General features: G+C 39.4%; 11 protein-coding genes and 1 other annotated feature (1 of these 12 only partly in view). Of the genes, 7 read left to right on the top strand and 4 right to left on the bottom strand.

The window, feature by feature from the left end; all coding sequences use genetic code 11:
- Positions 1-125, top strand: a binding site (T-box leader) (it extends 87 nt beyond the left edge of the window).
- A 65-nt stretch (positions 126-190) separates the two neighbouring features.
- On the top strand, positions 191-3,292 hold the full coding sequence (gene ileS / locus ACZ47N_RS01740; protein ID WP_464887422.1) for an isoleucine--tRNA ligase: 3,102 nt from the start codon (positions 191-193) through the stop codon (positions 3,290-3,292).
- Between the two features lie 53 nt (positions 3,293-3,345).
- Here the strand turns inward: ileS and ACZ47N_RS01735 are convergent, their stop codons facing one another.
- Positions 3,346-4,707: an alanine/glycine:cation symporter family protein gene (locus ACZ47N_RS01735; RefSeq protein WP_464887421.1), complete on the bottom strand. Its 1,362-nt coding sequence runs from the start codon at positions 4,705-4,707 to the stop codon at positions 3,346-3,348.
- Positions 4,708-5,055: 348 nt separating this feature from the next.
- On the opposite strand from ACZ47N_RS01735, the gene ACZ47N_RS01730 reads away from it, so the two are divergent.
- The 3 genes from ACZ47N_RS01730 (at position 5,056) to ACZ47N_RS01720 (ending at position 9,165) form a co-directional block, all read left to right on the top strand.
- Complete coding sequence (locus tag ACZ47N_RS01730; RefSeq protein ID WP_464887420.1) at positions 5,056-5,568, top strand: signal peptidase I; 513 nt, start codon at positions 5,056-5,058, stop codon at positions 5,566-5,568.
- 120 nt (positions 5,569-5,688) lie between these two features.
- Positions 5,689-8,145: a sensor domain-containing protein gene (locus tag ACZ47N_RS01725; RefSeq protein ID WP_464887419.1), complete on the top strand. Its 2,457-nt coding sequence runs from the start codon at positions 5,689-5,691 to the stop codon at positions 8,143-8,145.
- Positions 8,146-8,175: 30 nt separating this feature from the next.
- On the top strand, positions 8,176-9,165 hold the full coding sequence (locus ACZ47N_RS01720) for a LacI family DNA-binding transcriptional regulator (RefSeq protein WP_464887418.1): 990 nt from the start codon (positions 8,176-8,178) through the stop codon (positions 9,163-9,165).
- A gap of 60 nt (positions 9,166-9,225) precedes the next feature.
- Here the strand turns inward: ACZ47N_RS01720 and ACZ47N_RS01715 are convergent, their stop codons facing one another.
- Genes ACZ47N_RS01715 through ACZ47N_RS01705 form a run of 3 tightly spaced genes read right to left on the bottom strand, consistent with a single transcriptional unit; the run spans position 9,226 to position 12,031 of the window.
- A complete protein-coding gene (locus ACZ47N_RS01715; RefSeq protein ID WP_464887417.1) occupies positions 9,226-10,185 on the bottom strand; it encodes a glycine betaine ABC transporter substrate-binding protein in 960 nt (319 codons plus the stop codon).
- A gap of 43 nt (positions 10,186-10,228) precedes the next feature.
- Positions 10,229-10,873, bottom strand: a complete 645-nt coding sequence (locus ACZ47N_RS01710; protein WP_464887416.1) for an ABC transporter permease — start codon at positions 10,871-10,873, stop codon at positions 10,229-10,231.
- Positions 10,874-12,031, bottom strand: coding sequence for an ABC transporter ATP-binding protein (locus ACZ47N_RS01705; RefSeq protein ID WP_464887415.1), 1,158 nt, complete (start codon positions 12,029-12,031; stop codon positions 10,874-10,876).
- A 236-nt stretch (positions 12,032-12,267) separates the two neighbouring features.
- Here ACZ47N_RS01705 and tig point away from each other — a divergent pair, with 236 nt between their 5' ends.
- The 3 genes from tig to clpX are packed head-to-tail and all read left to right on the top strand — an operon-like array spanning position 12,268 to position 15,548.
- Positions 12,268-13,623: a trigger factor gene (tig, locus tag ACZ47N_RS01700; RefSeq protein WP_464887414.1), complete on the top strand. Its 1,356-nt coding sequence runs from the start codon at positions 12,268-12,270 to the stop codon at positions 13,621-13,623.
- A 38-nt stretch (positions 13,624-13,661) separates the two neighbouring features.
- Positions 13,662-14,246, top strand: a complete 585-nt coding sequence (gene clpP / locus ACZ47N_RS01695; RefSeq protein ID WP_464887413.1) for an ATP-dependent Clp endopeptidase proteolytic subunit ClpP — start codon at positions 13,662-13,664, stop codon at positions 14,244-14,246.
- Positions 14,247-14,264: 18 nt separating this feature from the next.
- The gene (gene clpX / locus ACZ47N_RS01690) at positions 14,265-15,548 is read left to right on the top strand and encodes an ATP-dependent Clp protease ATP-binding subunit ClpX (RefSeq protein ID WP_464887412.1); all 1,284 of its coding nucleotides are present in this window, start codon (positions 14,265-14,267) and stop codon (positions 15,546-15,548) included.
- The last annotated feature ends 18 nt before the right edge of the window (positions 15,549-15,566 follow it).

Raw genomic sequence — 15,566 nt, 5'->3', positions numbered from 1 at the left:
GAATCATCTCGGAGCAGAAGTTCTGAAGAAAGTAGGAACTTACGTAGGCCTGCGTTATAGGCATGGAGAGACAGTTGGTTTGACTGTAATCAGGGTGGTACCGCGAGATTAGAATCGTCCCTGAGCGTAATGCTCAGGGATTTTTTGTTGTAAAAGTTGAACCTATGCATTTAAAGAAAGGATGAAATCAATGGAAGCATTTAAAGGCCTTTCTCAGAAGCCAGTTGCTGAAAGAGAAAATCAGATGAATCAGTATTGGGCTGAAAAGGAAATTTTGGAAAAGAGCATTGAAAGCCGTGAAGGAAAACCCTCCTATGTTTTTTATGAAGGACCTCCTACGGCCAATGGAAAACCAGGGATTCACCATGTTATTTCTAGAACCCTTAAAGATTCTGTTTGTCGATATCAGACGATGCTAGGGAAGCAGGTGCGAAGAAAAGCAGGTTGGGATACCCATGGTCTCCCTGTTGAAATCGAAGTTGAAAAACAGTTGAATCTTAGCAGTAAGCAGGAAATAGAAGAGTATGGAATCGAAGAATTTAATGAAAAATGCCGCGAGTCGGTATTTTCCTATGAAAAACAATGGAGAGAAATGACCCGTAGGATGGGGTATGCTATTGATATGGATAATCCATACATTACCCTAGATAACAATTATATTGAATCTGTATGGTGGATTTTAAACAAGTTTTTCGAAGAAGGATTTATCTACGATGGGCATAAAATTTTACCCTATTGTCCTAGATGTGGTACTGGTTTGGCTTCTCATGAGGTATCTTTAGGATACAAAGAGATAAAAAGTGAAACTGTTACGGTGGCCTTTAAACGAAAGGACAAAGAAGAGTATTTTTTGGTATGGACTACGACACCGTGGACCCTTGCATCTAATATTGCCCTATGTGTAAATCCAGAGTTGAACTACCTGAAAGTAAAAGCAAAGGATACGGTTTATTATGTAGCCAAGGAATTGGCAGAAAAGGTTATTGGCGATGAGTTTGAAGTGTTGGAAGAATTAAAAGGGAAAGAATTGGAATATGTTGAATATGAACAATTAATGCCTTTTGTACAGCCAGATAAAAAAGCTTTTTTTGTCACCTTAGGAGATTTCGTTACCACGGAAGATGGTACGGGTATTGTTCATATGGCACCAGCTTTTGGCGAAGATGATTATAATACAGGGCGAGCATATGGATTACCAGTTTTGCAGCCAGTGGATGAAGAAGGAAAATACACTGATACACCATGGAAAGGTCAGTTTGTCATCGATGCGGACCCAGACATTGTGAAGTGGTTGCGAGCAGAAGGGAAATTGTTCCAGAAAGAAAAGTTGGCACATAATTATCCACACTGTTGGCGATGCTCTACGCCACTCCTTTATTACGGAAAGCCAAGTTGGTACATTGAAATGACAAAGATTAAAGAAAGACTTATTCAAAACAATAATAAGGTGAATTGGTATCCGGATTTTGTGGGTGAAAAACGATTTGGAAACTGGCTTGAGAACCTTAACGACTGGGCAATTTCCAGAAATCGTTACTGGGGAACCCCTTTAAATATTTGGGTATGTGAATGCGGCGAAAAAACATCTATTGGGTCCAGAAAAGAATTAGCAGAAAGAGCTACTAAACAAATTGATGAATCGATTGAACTGCATCGCCCGCATGTGGACGACATTTATCTACGTTGTTCAGCTTGCAGTAGCACGATGAAAAGAGTACCTGAGGTTATTGATTGCTGGTTTGATAGTGGATCTATGCCGTTTGCCCAGCAACATTATCCTTTTGAAAACAGTGACATTTTTGATAAGGAACTATTTCCTGCAGATTTTATTTGCGAAGGAATTGATCAGACACGAGGGTGGTTCTATTCCCTTTTAGCTATTTCTAGCTTTGTGAAAGGCATTGCACCATATAAGAATGTTTTAGTGAACGATCTGATTCTAGATAAAGATGGACAAAAGATGTCCAAGTCTAAAGGAAATACAGTTGATCCATTTGAGTTGTTTGATAAATTTGGAGCAGATGTTCTTCGTTGGTATCTCCTTTATGTTTCTCCAGCCTGGACGCCTACAAAATTTGATATTGAAGGTTTAAAAGAAGTGAAAAGTAAATTTTTCTCTACTTTGGAGAATGTATACAGCTTTTTTACCCTTTACGCCAATACAGATGAAATTGATCCGCGAAGCTTCCACATTCCTGTAAGCCAGAGGCCAGAATTAGATCAATGGATTACTTCCAAGTACCATCACCTGATTGAAAATGTTCGTAAGGAAATGGATGTTTATGACTTGACGAGAGCAGTACGTAAGATTCAGGATTTTGTCAATGAAGATTTATCAAATTGGTATATTAGAAGAGCCAGAAGAAGATTTTGGGCTGCAGATCTTTCCGCCGATAAAAAAGCGGTATATAAGACAACCTATGAAATTTTAGTTGGCGTTGTACAACTAGCAGCTTCTTTTGCTCCCTTTATCACAGATGAAATCTATCAAAAGCTGACTGGAGAAGAATCTGTCCATACCTCTTACTTTCCTGTATCCAGCAAAGAACGGATGAATAAAGAGATAGAAGAACGAATGGATTTAGTTCGAGATTTAGTAAGATTAGGAAGGGCTGCAAGGGAAAAAACACGTTTAAAAGTACGGCAACCGTTGCAAAAGATTCATATTGATGGGAAGTATGAGCAAGATATTTCTCATCTGGTGCCACTATTAAAAGAAGAACTTAATATAAAAGAAGTTATTTTTGAAAAAGACTTAAATGAATATATGGATTTCAGCTTAAAACCTGACTTTAAAGCAGCGGGACCAGTTTTTGGAAAACGCATTAAAGCCTTGGGGCAAGCACTAGGCAAATTAGATGCAAACCTAGAAGCACCAAAACTAGAGGCGGGAGAAAGTATAAAAATTGATTTGGATGGAGACGTGCAGGAAATCACAAAAGAGTATGTTATGATTGGTATTTCCGCAAAGGAAGGCTTCACAGTAGAAATGGAAAGCAATCGGTTTGTTATTTTAGACACAACTCTCACAGATGAATTGGTAAATGAAGGGTTAGCAAGAGAGTTTGTATCTAAAGTACAGCAGATGAGAAAGAATAATGGCTATGAAGTGATGGATCAGATTCACGTTTGCTATCAGGGAGAAGAGAAGGTTCAAAAAGCAGTCCATCTATGGGAAACCTACATTATGGATGAGACCTTAGCACAAACCATTGAATATGTGGAAGAAGATGGCATGGAGATACAGAATTTGAATGGTTACGAAACTGGAATTAAGCTTGTGAAGCTTTAATAAAAAATCCCGCTGAATAGATCAGCGGGATTTTTCAATGTTAGGATGAAAGGTTATTTATTTTTAAGATCATATTCATCCATATATTTATCTTTCTCTTTTGCTAAAACTGTAGCCAGTAGGATCAATGCAATCAGGTTAGGAGCGATCATCAATCCGTTTAATGTATCGGCAATGCCCCAAATTACTTCTAAGCCACCAACCGCGCCTACAAAAAGAAATGCAAGGAATAGAATTCGGTAAGGAACGACTACTTTTGGACCAAGAATATATTCCCAACTTTTTTCACCATAGAAGCACCAGGTCAACATAGTTGTATAGGCAAAGAATACTATGGAGATCAGAATAATATATCCACCTGGTCCAGGGAGACCTTTGTTAAAAGCTGCCGTCGTAAGATCTGCACCAGTTTCGCCTGTTCCTAAAGCACCAGTGGTTAAGATAACTAAAGCAGTCATACTACATACAAGAATAGTATCGATGAATACTTCCCAAATCCCCCACATTCCCTGACGGCTTGGAGAATTTTTTGCCTGTGCATGAACAATAGAAGCACCACCAAGGCCAGCTTCATTTGAAAATACGCCACGAGCGATTCCGAATCGAATAGTGGAGGCGACCGCAACGCCAGCACCACCAGCACCGGCAGCGTAGGGATTAAAAGCATAATAAAAAATATCTCTCAGAGCAGCAGGGATTTCTGTGATGTTTAATACCAGGATAATGAGGGATCCAACGATGTAAATAACAGCCATAGTGGGCACTACTTTTTCAGCAGTTTGAGCAATTCGCTCGATCCCGCCAAGGGTTACAAGTCCAACAAGAATAACAATGACAATGCCGCTCATCCAAGGAGGAATACCAAACTCTACCATGGCGGTAGCTACGGTGTTAGATTGAACCATGTTTCCAATTCCTAAGGCAGCTAGGCCAGCAAAGATGGCATATAAGACAGCAAGCCATTTCCATTTGGAGCCTAACCCATTTTCAATGTACTGCATTACGCCTCCGGAGTAGGTGCCGTCTGAATTTGTATTTCGAAATTTAACGCCTAGGGAAGCTTCTCCGAATTTAGTGGCCATGCCTACTAGAGCAGAGAGCCACATCCAGAAAACAGCTCCTGGTCCACCGAGATAAATAGCGGTTGCGACTCCGGCGATATTCCCAACACCGATGGTGGCTGCCATAGCTGAACTAACAGACTGAAAAGAGGTGATGGCACCGCCTTCCTCTTCTTCTTTATCCTTACTGAACATACCACCGAAAGTATTCTTCCATGCATGGCCTAAATGAGTAAACTGAAAAAATCCTAAACGTATCGTTAAATAAAGTCCTGTCCCAATAAGTAAAACGAGGAATGGAGGTCCCCATACAATACCACCGATAAAATCACTTAGTTGAACGATTGAATCCACTTTGTTCCCTCCTTTTGAAGTATCCTTCTAAAGTGCTTACGAACAAATACAAATTCTTAGAATCTAAACATTATTGAATAAGCATCACCTCGCTAAGAATAAAGACTAATAAAGAGAATCTTGATCCATTTCAGAAGATTGAGTCAATCTTCAACTGTTATCATATCAAATACACAAAAATTTTCAAGTCATTCCTAAAACAAATGGCAAATAAAAACAAAGAAAAGTATCTGCCGTTGCAAAAGAGTACTATTTATGAGAAAATAAATATATATATATAGATAGAATATTCTGAAATATAAAATGAAATGTTTCAAAATGGTTACGCTTTGGAAAGAAGGGGTCAAAGTGAAAAATAATATATACCAAAAGTGTATGGGTTTAATCCTTTTCATTACTTTGATTATGGCGACCAGTGTAGTTTTTCAAACAAATATCCCTCCTGGTTTTGTGGGATATCGCTTCTTTAGGGTATCTGGGATCAGTATGGAGCCGACCCTTCTGAACGGATCTATTCTGCTGGTGAAGCAAAAAGATCCAGAATTGATTAAAAAAAATGATATTATTACGTATAGGTGTTATCGAGGTCCCAAATCATGCACCACTCATCGGGTTGTTGGAATACTAGAATTGAAAAAGGGAGAACTCCAATTTATCACCAAAGGAGATGGAAATTTGGTAAAGGATCCGATTCCTGTTCCGGCTAAGCAGGTTGTTGGAGTAGTAAAATATGTTTTTACTCCTTCTATAGTTGATATTTTTATAGAGGTAAAAAGAGTGTTGATAATAGTGGGGCTTATCCTATTGATTGCATACCTTCGCTGGATTGATCGCCGAGAATATACCAAAAGATTAAACTAGGTTCTTAAGAAGAATAAGTTTCTTTTCTAGGAGCGTATACCCTTGATTGCAGCCGTCTTGTGTCTATGATACAATTCAGATACATTTTAAAACGAATATTGGCACGCAAGAGGAGTGATCATGGTGCCTGTAACGAGAAAAGATCTACAATTTGGTCCTGAGATGCATGGTCCAATTATATTTTTTGTGCGATCCACTGAAAAAAAGTACCATTTTTTGTTTGTTTCAGAAAACATACAACAACTGGGATTCTCTTCTCATGAGTTAACTCATTACAATCATGGTGGGGATACGTTTTTAAAAATTGAAGAACACAATAGAGTAGAAGCAACAATTCAGGAAGGGATCCACAAGGGTTTAAATGGATATACGGTTGCCTATCAATTAAGAACCCCAAAAGGGTTTGAGAGAGATATAGTAGAATACGGGAGTATTATTTATTCTAAGGGAAAACCTAGTCAGATAAAAGGGTACCTGATAGATCGTACTGACGATGCATCTATGCAATTGAAAGCTGCGGAATGGGAGAAGAGTTTTAAAGAGTTAATTGGAAGCAGTTTAGCAGGGAGTTATATCGTAGTAGAGGAAGCGTATGCGTATGTTAACCACCAGTTTGCAAGCGTGTTTGGATATACACCAGAACAATTAATGGGGGAGCCAGCGGAAAAAATAGCGGCACCTCAAGAACGGAAAAAAGTTTTGGAATACTTAAGGAAATCCACTAAAGGCCAAAAACTAGATCCTTATTTGTTCAAAGGTCTCCATAGAAAAGGGTATCAATTAGATGTACAGATGATGGCTAGCTTAATGACTTTTCAAGGTCAACAGGCCATTATTGGAACGGTCATAGATCTGCTTGGATCGGAGGATGTGTTACGACGTCTCAAAATGTCTGAAGCTATTTTAGAGAACACCATTGAAGGGGTTGTTGTAACAGATAACAGAGGCATTATTGAATGGGTAAATCCAGCTTTTACTGAAATTACCGGATATGCAGAAGGGGATGCCATTGGAAAGAACCCACGAATATTAAAGTCCAATAGACATTCCCGTGAATTCTATGAGGACATGTGGAAAAGCATTCAAATAGATGGGTTTTGGAAAGGCGAGATTTGGAATCGAAGGAAAAATGGAGAAGTGTATCCAGAACTACTTACCATAGCGGCGATTCGTAATCAGGATGAAGAAACAGTGCATTATGTATCCATCTTTAATGATATGACAGAGCGAGTGAAAACGGAAGAAAAACTAGAGCATCAAAAATACCATGATGCATTGACTGCCTTACCAAATCGATTTCTGCTTACTGACCGGATATCTGTAGCCATGGCAGGGGCACAATCTCATAGAATATCTTTTGCGCTATTTTTCATTGATGTGGATCGATTTCGTAGAATAAATGATACCTTGGGTCATTTGGCTGGAGATCGTGTGATTGGAATGTTTGCAACTCGCCTTCAAAATGTCATGCGTGAGGAAGATACCATTTCTCGCTTGGTAGGAGATGAGTTTGCCATTTTGGTGAACCCTGTTAATCATGTTAATACAGCTGTGGTTATTGCTGAAAAGATTCTAAAATCTCTAGAGGAGCCTTTTTTTATAAATAATCAAGAAATTTATATGACGGTGAGTATCGGGGTTGGGATTTACCCAGGGGATGGGCAGTATCCGGAGGAATTGATTAAGCATGCGGAAATTGCAATGCTTCAGGCTAAAAAGTTTGGAAAGAATAGATATCGTTTATATTCGGAAGATATGCATAAAGAAACCTTGGTAAGGCTGGAAATGGAAAATGACATACGTAAAGGATTAGAAGAAAAAGAGTTTGAGATGTACTATCAACCCCAGATTGAGGTGGTAACGGGTGAAATTAAAGGAGCAGAAAGCTTGATGCGTTGGAGGCATCTGGAGAAAGGGCAGATTTCACCTGGGATTTTCATTCCAGCTGCGGAGGAAAGTGGATTAATGATTCCTTTGGGCATCTATACCATGAATCAAGTTTTTGAACAAGTCAAGTCCTGGTGTGATGCAGGGCTTCATAAAGCGTTAATTTCTTTTAATTTATCACCAACACAGTTTCAACAAATGGACTTGTTTGATCAAATAAAAGGTATTTTGTCAGAAACCCAAGCAGACCCAGCTATGCTGGAGCTGGAAATTACGGAGAATACAGCGATGGTTGATATTGATTATGCTATTCGAAGCTTAAAGCGTATCAAAGAACTTGGTATTCGGGTGGCGATGGATGATTTTGGAACGGGATATTCGTCGTTAGCATTACTAAGTCGATTACCAGTAGATAAGCTTAAAATAGATCGTTCTTTTGTTAGTGGGATTGAAAAAAGCCCAGATAAACAAACGATTGTGGCTGCTATGGTGGGTATGAGTCACCAGATGGGAATGGATGTGGTGGCGGAAGGAGTTGAAGAAAAAGCCGAAAGAGATTTCTTATTAGAAATTGGGTGTAATATGATTCAAGGGTTTTATTACAGTCCAGCAGTGCCAGCGGACCGGCTTGAAAAAATGATGAGGCATAAGGTGTTTGCGTCAGAAAATCAGGATTCATGTTTGAAATAGAGTGGCGTGAAGTGGAACAGGAGGAAAGTAATGAAATTTAATATTAAGGATGTAGCCAGAAAAGCTGGAGTGTCAATATCGACGGTTTCTAGAGTGATTAACAGCAGCAAGCCGGTAAAGCTGAAAACAAAAGACAAAGTACTGGATGCAATTGAAGAACTTGGATACCGGCCCAATGCGATTGCACGTAGTTTAAAAATCAAGCATACAAAATCTATTGGAATTATGACGCCAGATATTGCCAATCAATTCTACCCTGAGGTAGTAAGAGGTATTGAAGATGTTGCCAATATGTATGAATACACAATTTTTTTATGTAATACAGATTTAAACGAAGAAAAAGAGCTTCAATATTTTACAGAGTTGGAAGAAAAGCAAATAGACGGTTTGATTTTTATGGGCAACCAGGTTTCGGAAGAACTTCGGAAGGAGATGATTCATTCGGATATTCCAGTGGTACTGATTGGTGGTAAAGCAGCAGAGTTACCTTCTGTCACAATTAATAATGAACAGGCAGCGAAGGAAGCGGTTGAGTTTCTTCTTAATCGAGGGCATCATCGGGTAGGCATTATAACAGGTAAAATGAAAGATCCTATGATGGGACAAGCAAGGCTGAAAGGGTATCGCCGAGCTATGGAAGAGAAGGGGCTTCAAATAGAAGAAGAGCTGATTGTAGAAGGTGGATATCGGTATAAAAGCGGATATGAAGGAGCTAAAAGGTTAATGGCATTACCGAATCCACCTAAGGCTGTTTTTGTATGTAGCGATGAAATGGCAATTGGAGCCAGTCGTGCTATTCTAGAGGATGGGCTTAAAATACCAGAGGATGTGGCTATTATGGGATTTGATAATGTGGATATTTCGGGTAAAGTATTTCCTTCTCTGTCTACTATTGGACAGCCTATGTATGAAATGGGAGCTATTGCCATGAGGTTGCTCACGAAAATTCTTCATCAGGAAAGCATCGGTGCATCGGATATTGTCTTAGATTATGAAGTGATTGAAAGAGAAAGCACCTAAAAAAGAGAAGCTGCCAGAACGGCAGTTTCTCTTTTAGAATTTTTAGAGTTATTTTATCTGTTAAATTAGTCCGATGGAGGATAAGAAATCTCGAGCGACTGCATCTTCTGTTTCTCCCATTTCATCTACACGGAAATTAAGATCAGCCATTGTTTCATCATCTAGCGTATGATAAAGCTCGTTCAAAATTTCTAGTTGTGGATATTGAACTAAGGCATCACTACGAATCAGTGGAGCTGCATAATAGGGTGGAAAAAAAAGTAGGTCGTCTACCAAAATTCCAAGCCCATAGGCTGGTATTCGTCCATCGGTAGCGAAGGCGCTGATAATATCAACGTTTTCGCTTTGAGCGGCGGTGTACATCAGACCTGGATCTAGATCCACCACGTTACCGAATTCAAATCCATAAGCATCTACCAAGCCAAGGAGTCCATCTTGCCTCTCGACAAACTCAGTGGTGCCACCAAAAACAAGATCTTGATCATGGTTTAAAAGATCGCTAAAGGTGACGAGTTCAAATTCATCAATCATAGTCTGGCGCAACGCTAAGGTATACGTGTTATTAAAACCTAGGGGTTGCATCCATTCAAGATTCCATCGATCCTGGAATTCTTGTTGAACAATTGCATATGTTTCTTCTGCGGGTAAAATATCTGTTTCTTCCAACATGTTGATGTAACCAGTCCCAGTGTATTCTGGGTATAACTGGATATCATCATTTCGGAGTGCTTCGAAAGCAACCATGGTGCCGCCAAGTTCTTGAACATTGGCAGTCATATTGGTGTTTTCTTCAATCAATACAGCAAAAATATTCGCAAGCAAAATGGATTCGGTGAAGTTCTTGGTTCCGATGGTCACCTCTCCGCCCTCTGGGTCTTTATTTATCGATTCTTCCAAGTCTTTTTGAGGTTCGTCTGCTGAGACATCTTCTGGGGCTTCACCTCCACAGCCAGCAAGTATCATGCTGGAAATTAACATCATTACTAAGAGTAGAGCAAGCTTGTTTTTTGTGTAAATCATTGTCCATCATTCCTCCTTTTCTTATGGTTTCTCTTGAATGCTATTACTTTCGGACTCCTTTAGGCGTGATTTGATATTCAACAACACCTAGAATCCAGTCTACTATCAAAGCGAGTATAGCGGCTGGTATGGCTCCTGTCAAGATAAGATTGTTGTTCCCCATAGAGATTCCGCGGAAAATGAAGCTACCAAGGCCACCAGCACCCACCAGAGCAGCTATGGTTGCGGTACCAATGTTAATAACGGTTGCTATTCGAATTCCTGCCATAATAACAGGTAAAGCTAATGGGATTTGAACCATTCTTAAAAGTTGCATATTAGTCATACCCATTCCGCGTCCAGATTCAATCAAGGAATCGTCAACACCAATAATGCCAGTGTATGTATTTTTGATGATTGGCAGCAAGGCGTAGAGAAATAGAACGAAAACGGCTAGGTTAAACCCAATACCCAGTAAGGGGATCATTAAACCGAAAAGAGCTAAGCTTGGAAGTGTTTGGAGAATATTAGCGATCCCCAATACATTACGAGCCACCATTTTATTTCGGGTGATATAAATTCCTATGGGGACGCCGATCAATACAGCTAAAAAAACTGCAAGACCCGTAATTTGTAAGTGTGTAATCGTTTGGCTGATCACATCTGGAAAGCGACTCATAAAAAATGAAAAGAAATTTGGGCGATCCATCTAGCGCTCCTCCTTTCCGATTTCTGATAACACTAAGGCATCTGTAATAATATTAACGATACTTCCGTGGGTAATCAGACCTGTTAGGAGATTGCTGTTTTCATCGATTACAGGGACATAGTGCAAGTGTTGTTGCTTCATGAGATTTAGTACATTAACCATGCTCGTACGTTCTGTCACCGTAGGGTAATTTGTTCTCATGATATCGATCATATGATTGTTTTTTACCATGCCCATGCCCTTCAGTTCTTTTGGTGTGACAACACCCAGCATTTTTTGAGGTTGATCGTAAGGGGCATCTGTGACAATTAGGAAATCAATATCCCGTTTTCGCATGACTTCCAACGCGTAGGCTGGCGTTCTGTTCTCCAATACAATGGCAGGTCTTTTTTGCATAATATCTCTGGCATAAAGCATTTCTGGAGACTTCCATAACCTATCTTTGCCTACAAAGTATTCTACAAAGTCATTAACAGGTTCTTTAAGAATTTTTTCTGGAGAATCATACTGTATGATCTGGCCTCCCTGCATTACTGCGATTTTATCACCCAGCTTCAGGGCTTCATCCATGTCATGGGTAACAAAAACAATGGTTTTTCGCACCTCGCTTTGTAATTTGATGAGCTCTTCTTGAAGGGTTTCGCGAGTCAGTGGATCTACAGCACTGAAGGGTTCATCCATTAAAATGACATCTGGATTGACAGCTAGTGCTCTTGCGACACCAACCCTCTGTTGCTGACCACCGCTTAGCTCGTTGGGGTAACGGTCGATATATTGGTCTGGATCTAGGTTGACCAATTTAAGGAGTTCTATGGATCTTTCTCTTCTTTTTTTCTTGTCCCAATTCTTAAGGTATGCCACTAGCTCGATATTGTCACCAACGGTCATATGGGGCATCAACCCCACTTTTTGAATGACATATCCGATATTGCGTCTTAATTGGATAGGATTCATTTCCATGATGTTTTTTCCATTGATGAGAATTTCTCCTCCAGTGGGTTCGATTAGTCGGTTGATCATTTTCATGGTGGTGGTTTTACCGCAACCGCTTTCGCCTATGAGAACCACAAGTTCTCCGTTTTTGATTGTCATGTCTAGTTGGTCCACTACGTTGGTTTTGCCGTCGTAAGATTTTGATAATTTTCTAAATTCGATCATCGGGCCCCTCCTTCCTTATTAACACTTAATTATATAACCTATTAGTATATCCTGTCAAATAAATTGAAACCGAGGGATTACAGAAATCATACGGCTTTTATTGACATTAAGGATAAAATTCGGTAGACTAAGTATAGTCAGCGACAGGAACCTGTTGGAGCCTGTTGCTTTTCGATAGAAAGAGGCGTTGGCCTGTACTAAAATAAATTGAACCGAATAGATTGAGGAGGACACGAATGAGCTCAGAAATTATTAAACAGGAAGGAAACAACATTTCCTTGAGAATTGTTGTTAGTCCGGAGGAATTTGACAAAGGGATAAATAAAGCGTATAACAAAATGAAAACAAAATTCAACATCCCAGGCTTTCGAAAGGGGAAAGCCCCACGAAAAATTGTTGAAATGAATTATGGAGTAGAAGTTTTTTTTGAGGAAGCAATCAATTTCTCATTCCCAGAGGCTTATGAAAAAGCATTGGAAGAGCATGATCTAGATCCAGTGGATCAGCCACAGGTGGACATAGAGAAGTTAGAAAGTGGAGAAGATGTGATTTTTCTTGCTGATATTGAAATTATGCCAGAAGTACTTGTAGAAGGATATAAAGGCGTAGAAGTGGAAAAAAATATTTACTCCATCACGGAAGAAGACATTCAAGCAGAGCTGAAGCAAATGCAGGAAAAGAACGTTAGAATGGTGGCTGTTGAGGACCGAGGTATTCAGGAAGGCGATACAGTAACCTTTGATTTTGAAGGCTCTCTTAATGGAGAATCCTTTGAAGGGGGAAAAGCTGAAAACCATACATTGGAAATTGGATCGGGACAATTTATTCCAGGGTTCGAAGAAAAAATGGTAGGCATGAAGCCTGGTGAAGAGAACACCATTCAGGTAACTTTCCCAGAAGAGTATCAAGCAGAAGAACTTGCTGGTCAAGAAGTTGATTTTAAAGTGAATATACATGAAATCAAAGAAAAAGAATTCCCAGAGTTGGATGATGAATTTGCCAAAGATGCAGGATTTGATACTCTGGAGGAATTAAAAGAAGATCTTCGTAAAAAGCAAGAAGCACAAGCGGAACAAAGAAGTGAACAGGAACTTAGGGCATCTGTTGTTGAAAAAGTGACGGATAAAGTATCTGTAGATATTCCGGAAGCAGTCATTGAAAGACAAATAAAACAAATGTTGCAGGATTTTAATCAGCAAATGATGTCTCAAGGAATTGGCCTTGAAATGTATTACCAAATGACCGGAACCTCGGAAGAAGATCTAAAAGAAAAAATGAGACCTGATGCAGAAAGAACTGTGAAAGATCAGTTGGTATTAGATAAAATTACTGAAATAGAAAACATTGTTGCGTCAGAAGAAGAAGTAGAAGACGAAATTAAAAAAATGGCAGAACAATATAATCAAGATTTAGAAGAATTTAAAAAGAAAGTAGCTCAGCATGGGCAAAAAGTCTTTGAAGATAACGTCGCTTTAAGAAAAACCATTGATCTTTTAGTGGAAAATGCAATGATCAAAGAGAAAAAAGTTGATCTAAATCAAAAGAATGAAGCAAAAGAGAGTGCTGAAGCGACTCATGAGAATGAAGAGTAGGACGTAATGCAAGAAAATGAGTAACAGGAGGTCTTGAGATGTCACTAGTTCCGATAGTAGTAGAGCAGACAAATCGTGGGGAACGATCCTATGATATTTATTCTAGGCTTTTAAAAGATCGGATTATATTGCTGAACGAAGAGATAAATGATGTGAATGCAGGGCTGGTAGTAGCTCAATTGATTTTTCTAGAAGCGGAAGATCCAGATAAAGATATACAGTTATATATTAACAGTCCTGGTGGTTCAATTACATCTGGCATGGCTATTTATGATACAATGAATTATGTGAAGCCAGATGTGTCCACCATTTGTATTGGTATGGCTGCTAGCATGGGTGCCTTCTTGTTGGGAGCAGGTTCTAAAGGAAAGAGGTATGCCCTTCCCAATGCTGAATTAATGATTCATCAGCCTTTAGGTGGAACTCGTGGTCAAGCGGAAGATATTCGAATACATGCAGATCGGATTCTGAAAACTCGTGAAACAATAAATCGAATCCTTTCAGAGAGAACGGGACAGCCATTAGAAAAAATTCAAAAAGATACGGATCGCGACTTCTTTATGTCTGCGGATGAAGCAAAAGAATATGGATTGATTGACGAGGTCATCGCGTCCAGGAAATAAGAAAATGAGGTGTAATGGATGGCACGCTACGAAGAAAAAAAACAGCTTAAATGTTCCTTTTGCGGGAAATCCCAAGATCAGGTTCGGCGATTAATTGCTGGACCAAATGTTTACATTTGTGATGAGTGCATTGAGCTGTGCCAGGAAATCATTCAAGAGGAACTGGACGAGAACATTGAAGTAGATTTGATGGATCTGCCAAAACCACAGGAAATTAAAGAGATACTAGATCAGTATGTTATTGGGCAAGAGCACGCAAAAAAGACATTGGCTGTAGCGGTATATAATCACTACAAGCGTATTAATGCGGAGCAGCAGTCTGATGGCGTTGATTTGCAAAAAAGCAATATAATGTTGCTGGGGCCTACAGGTTCTGGAAAAACATTGTTAGCACAGACCATGGCGAAGCTTTTGAACGTACCTTTTGCCATAGCTGATGCTACGTCTTTGACGGAAGCAGGTTATGTAGGAGAAGATGTAGAAAATATTTTGCTGAAAATCATACAGGCAGCAGATTATGATATTGAAAAAGCAGAAAAAGGCATCATCTACATTGATGAAATGGACAAAATTGCACGCAAGTCAGAAAATCCTTCTATTACACGAGATGTAAGCGGTGAAGGGGTTCAGCAAGCGTTACTGAAAATTCTTGAAGGGACGGTGGCTTCTGTTCCTCCTCAAGGTGGGAGAAAGCATCCTCATCAAGAGTTTATTCAGATCAATACAAGCAATATTTTATTTGTATGCGGAGGCGCTTTTGATGGAATTGATAGCATTATCCAAAAGCGGGTTGGTAAAAAAGCCATGGGTTTTGGTGCGGACATACAAAGTAAGCAGGACTTGGATATTGGAGCCCTTCTTAAAATGATTCAGCCAGAAGACCTCCTTAAATATGGATTGATTCCAGAGCTTGTTGGTAGATTACCAGTAGTGGCAACTTTAGATCTGTTGGATGAAGAAGCATTTGTTCGTATCCTAACAGAACCTAAAAATGCTTTAGTGAAGCAGTATCAGAAACTGTTTGATATGGATCATGTAACCTTAGATTTTGAAAAAGGTGTTTTTGAATTAATTGCTCAAAAAGCCAAAGAGACTAAAACAGGAGCTCGTGGACTTAGGGGGATTATGGAAACGATGATGATGGATATCATGTACGATATTCCTTCTAAGGAAGATGTTGAAAAAGTGGTTATTACAAGAGAGACCATTTTAAGTAATATTCAACCGACGCTGATTTATCGTCAACCAGATGTAAAGAAGAAGGAAAAAGAAGAAGAAAACAAAGAAGAAACAGCCTCCTGATTGCTCAGGAGGTTTTTT

This window comes from Tindallia texcoconensis, from assembly GCF_055383815.1.
This window is presented reverse-complemented; position numbering and strand designations above follow the sequence as displayed.

Bases quoted from the DNA above. Each gene is read 5' to 3' on its own strand.
- ACZ47N_RS01725 (WP_464887419.1), top strand. From the start codon at position 5,689: ATGGTGCCTGTAACGAGAAAAGATCTACAATTTGGTCCTGAGATGCAT.
- tig (WP_464887414.1), top strand. From the start codon at position 12,268: ATGAGCTCAGAAATTATTAAACAGGAAGGAAACAACATTTCCTTGAGA.
- ACZ47N_RS01705 (WP_464887415.1), bottom strand. From the start codon at position 12,031: ATGATCGAATTTAGAAAATTATCAAAATCTTACGACGGCAAAACCAAC.
- ileS (WP_464887422.1), top strand. From the start codon at position 191: ATGGAAGCATTTAAAGGCCTTTCTCAGAAGCCAGTTGCTGAAAGAGAA.
- ACZ47N_RS01715 (WP_464887417.1), bottom strand. From the start codon at position 10,185: ATGATTTACACAAAAAACAAGCTTGCTCTACTCTTAGTAATGATGTTA.
- ACZ47N_RS01720 (WP_464887418.1), top strand. From the start codon at position 8,176: ATGAAATTTAATATTAAGGATGTAGCCAGAAAAGCTGGAGTGTCAATA.
- clpX (WP_464887412.1), top strand. From the start codon at position 14,265: ATGGCACGCTACGAAGAAAAAAAACAGCTTAAATGTTCCTTTTGCGGG.
- clpP (WP_464887413.1), top strand. From the start codon at position 13,662: ATGTCACTAGTTCCGATAGTAGTAGAGCAGACAAATCGTGGGGAACGA.
- ACZ47N_RS01710 (WP_464887416.1), bottom strand. From the start codon at position 10,873: ATGGATCGCCCAAATTTCTTTTCATTTTTTATGAGTCGCTTTCCAGAT.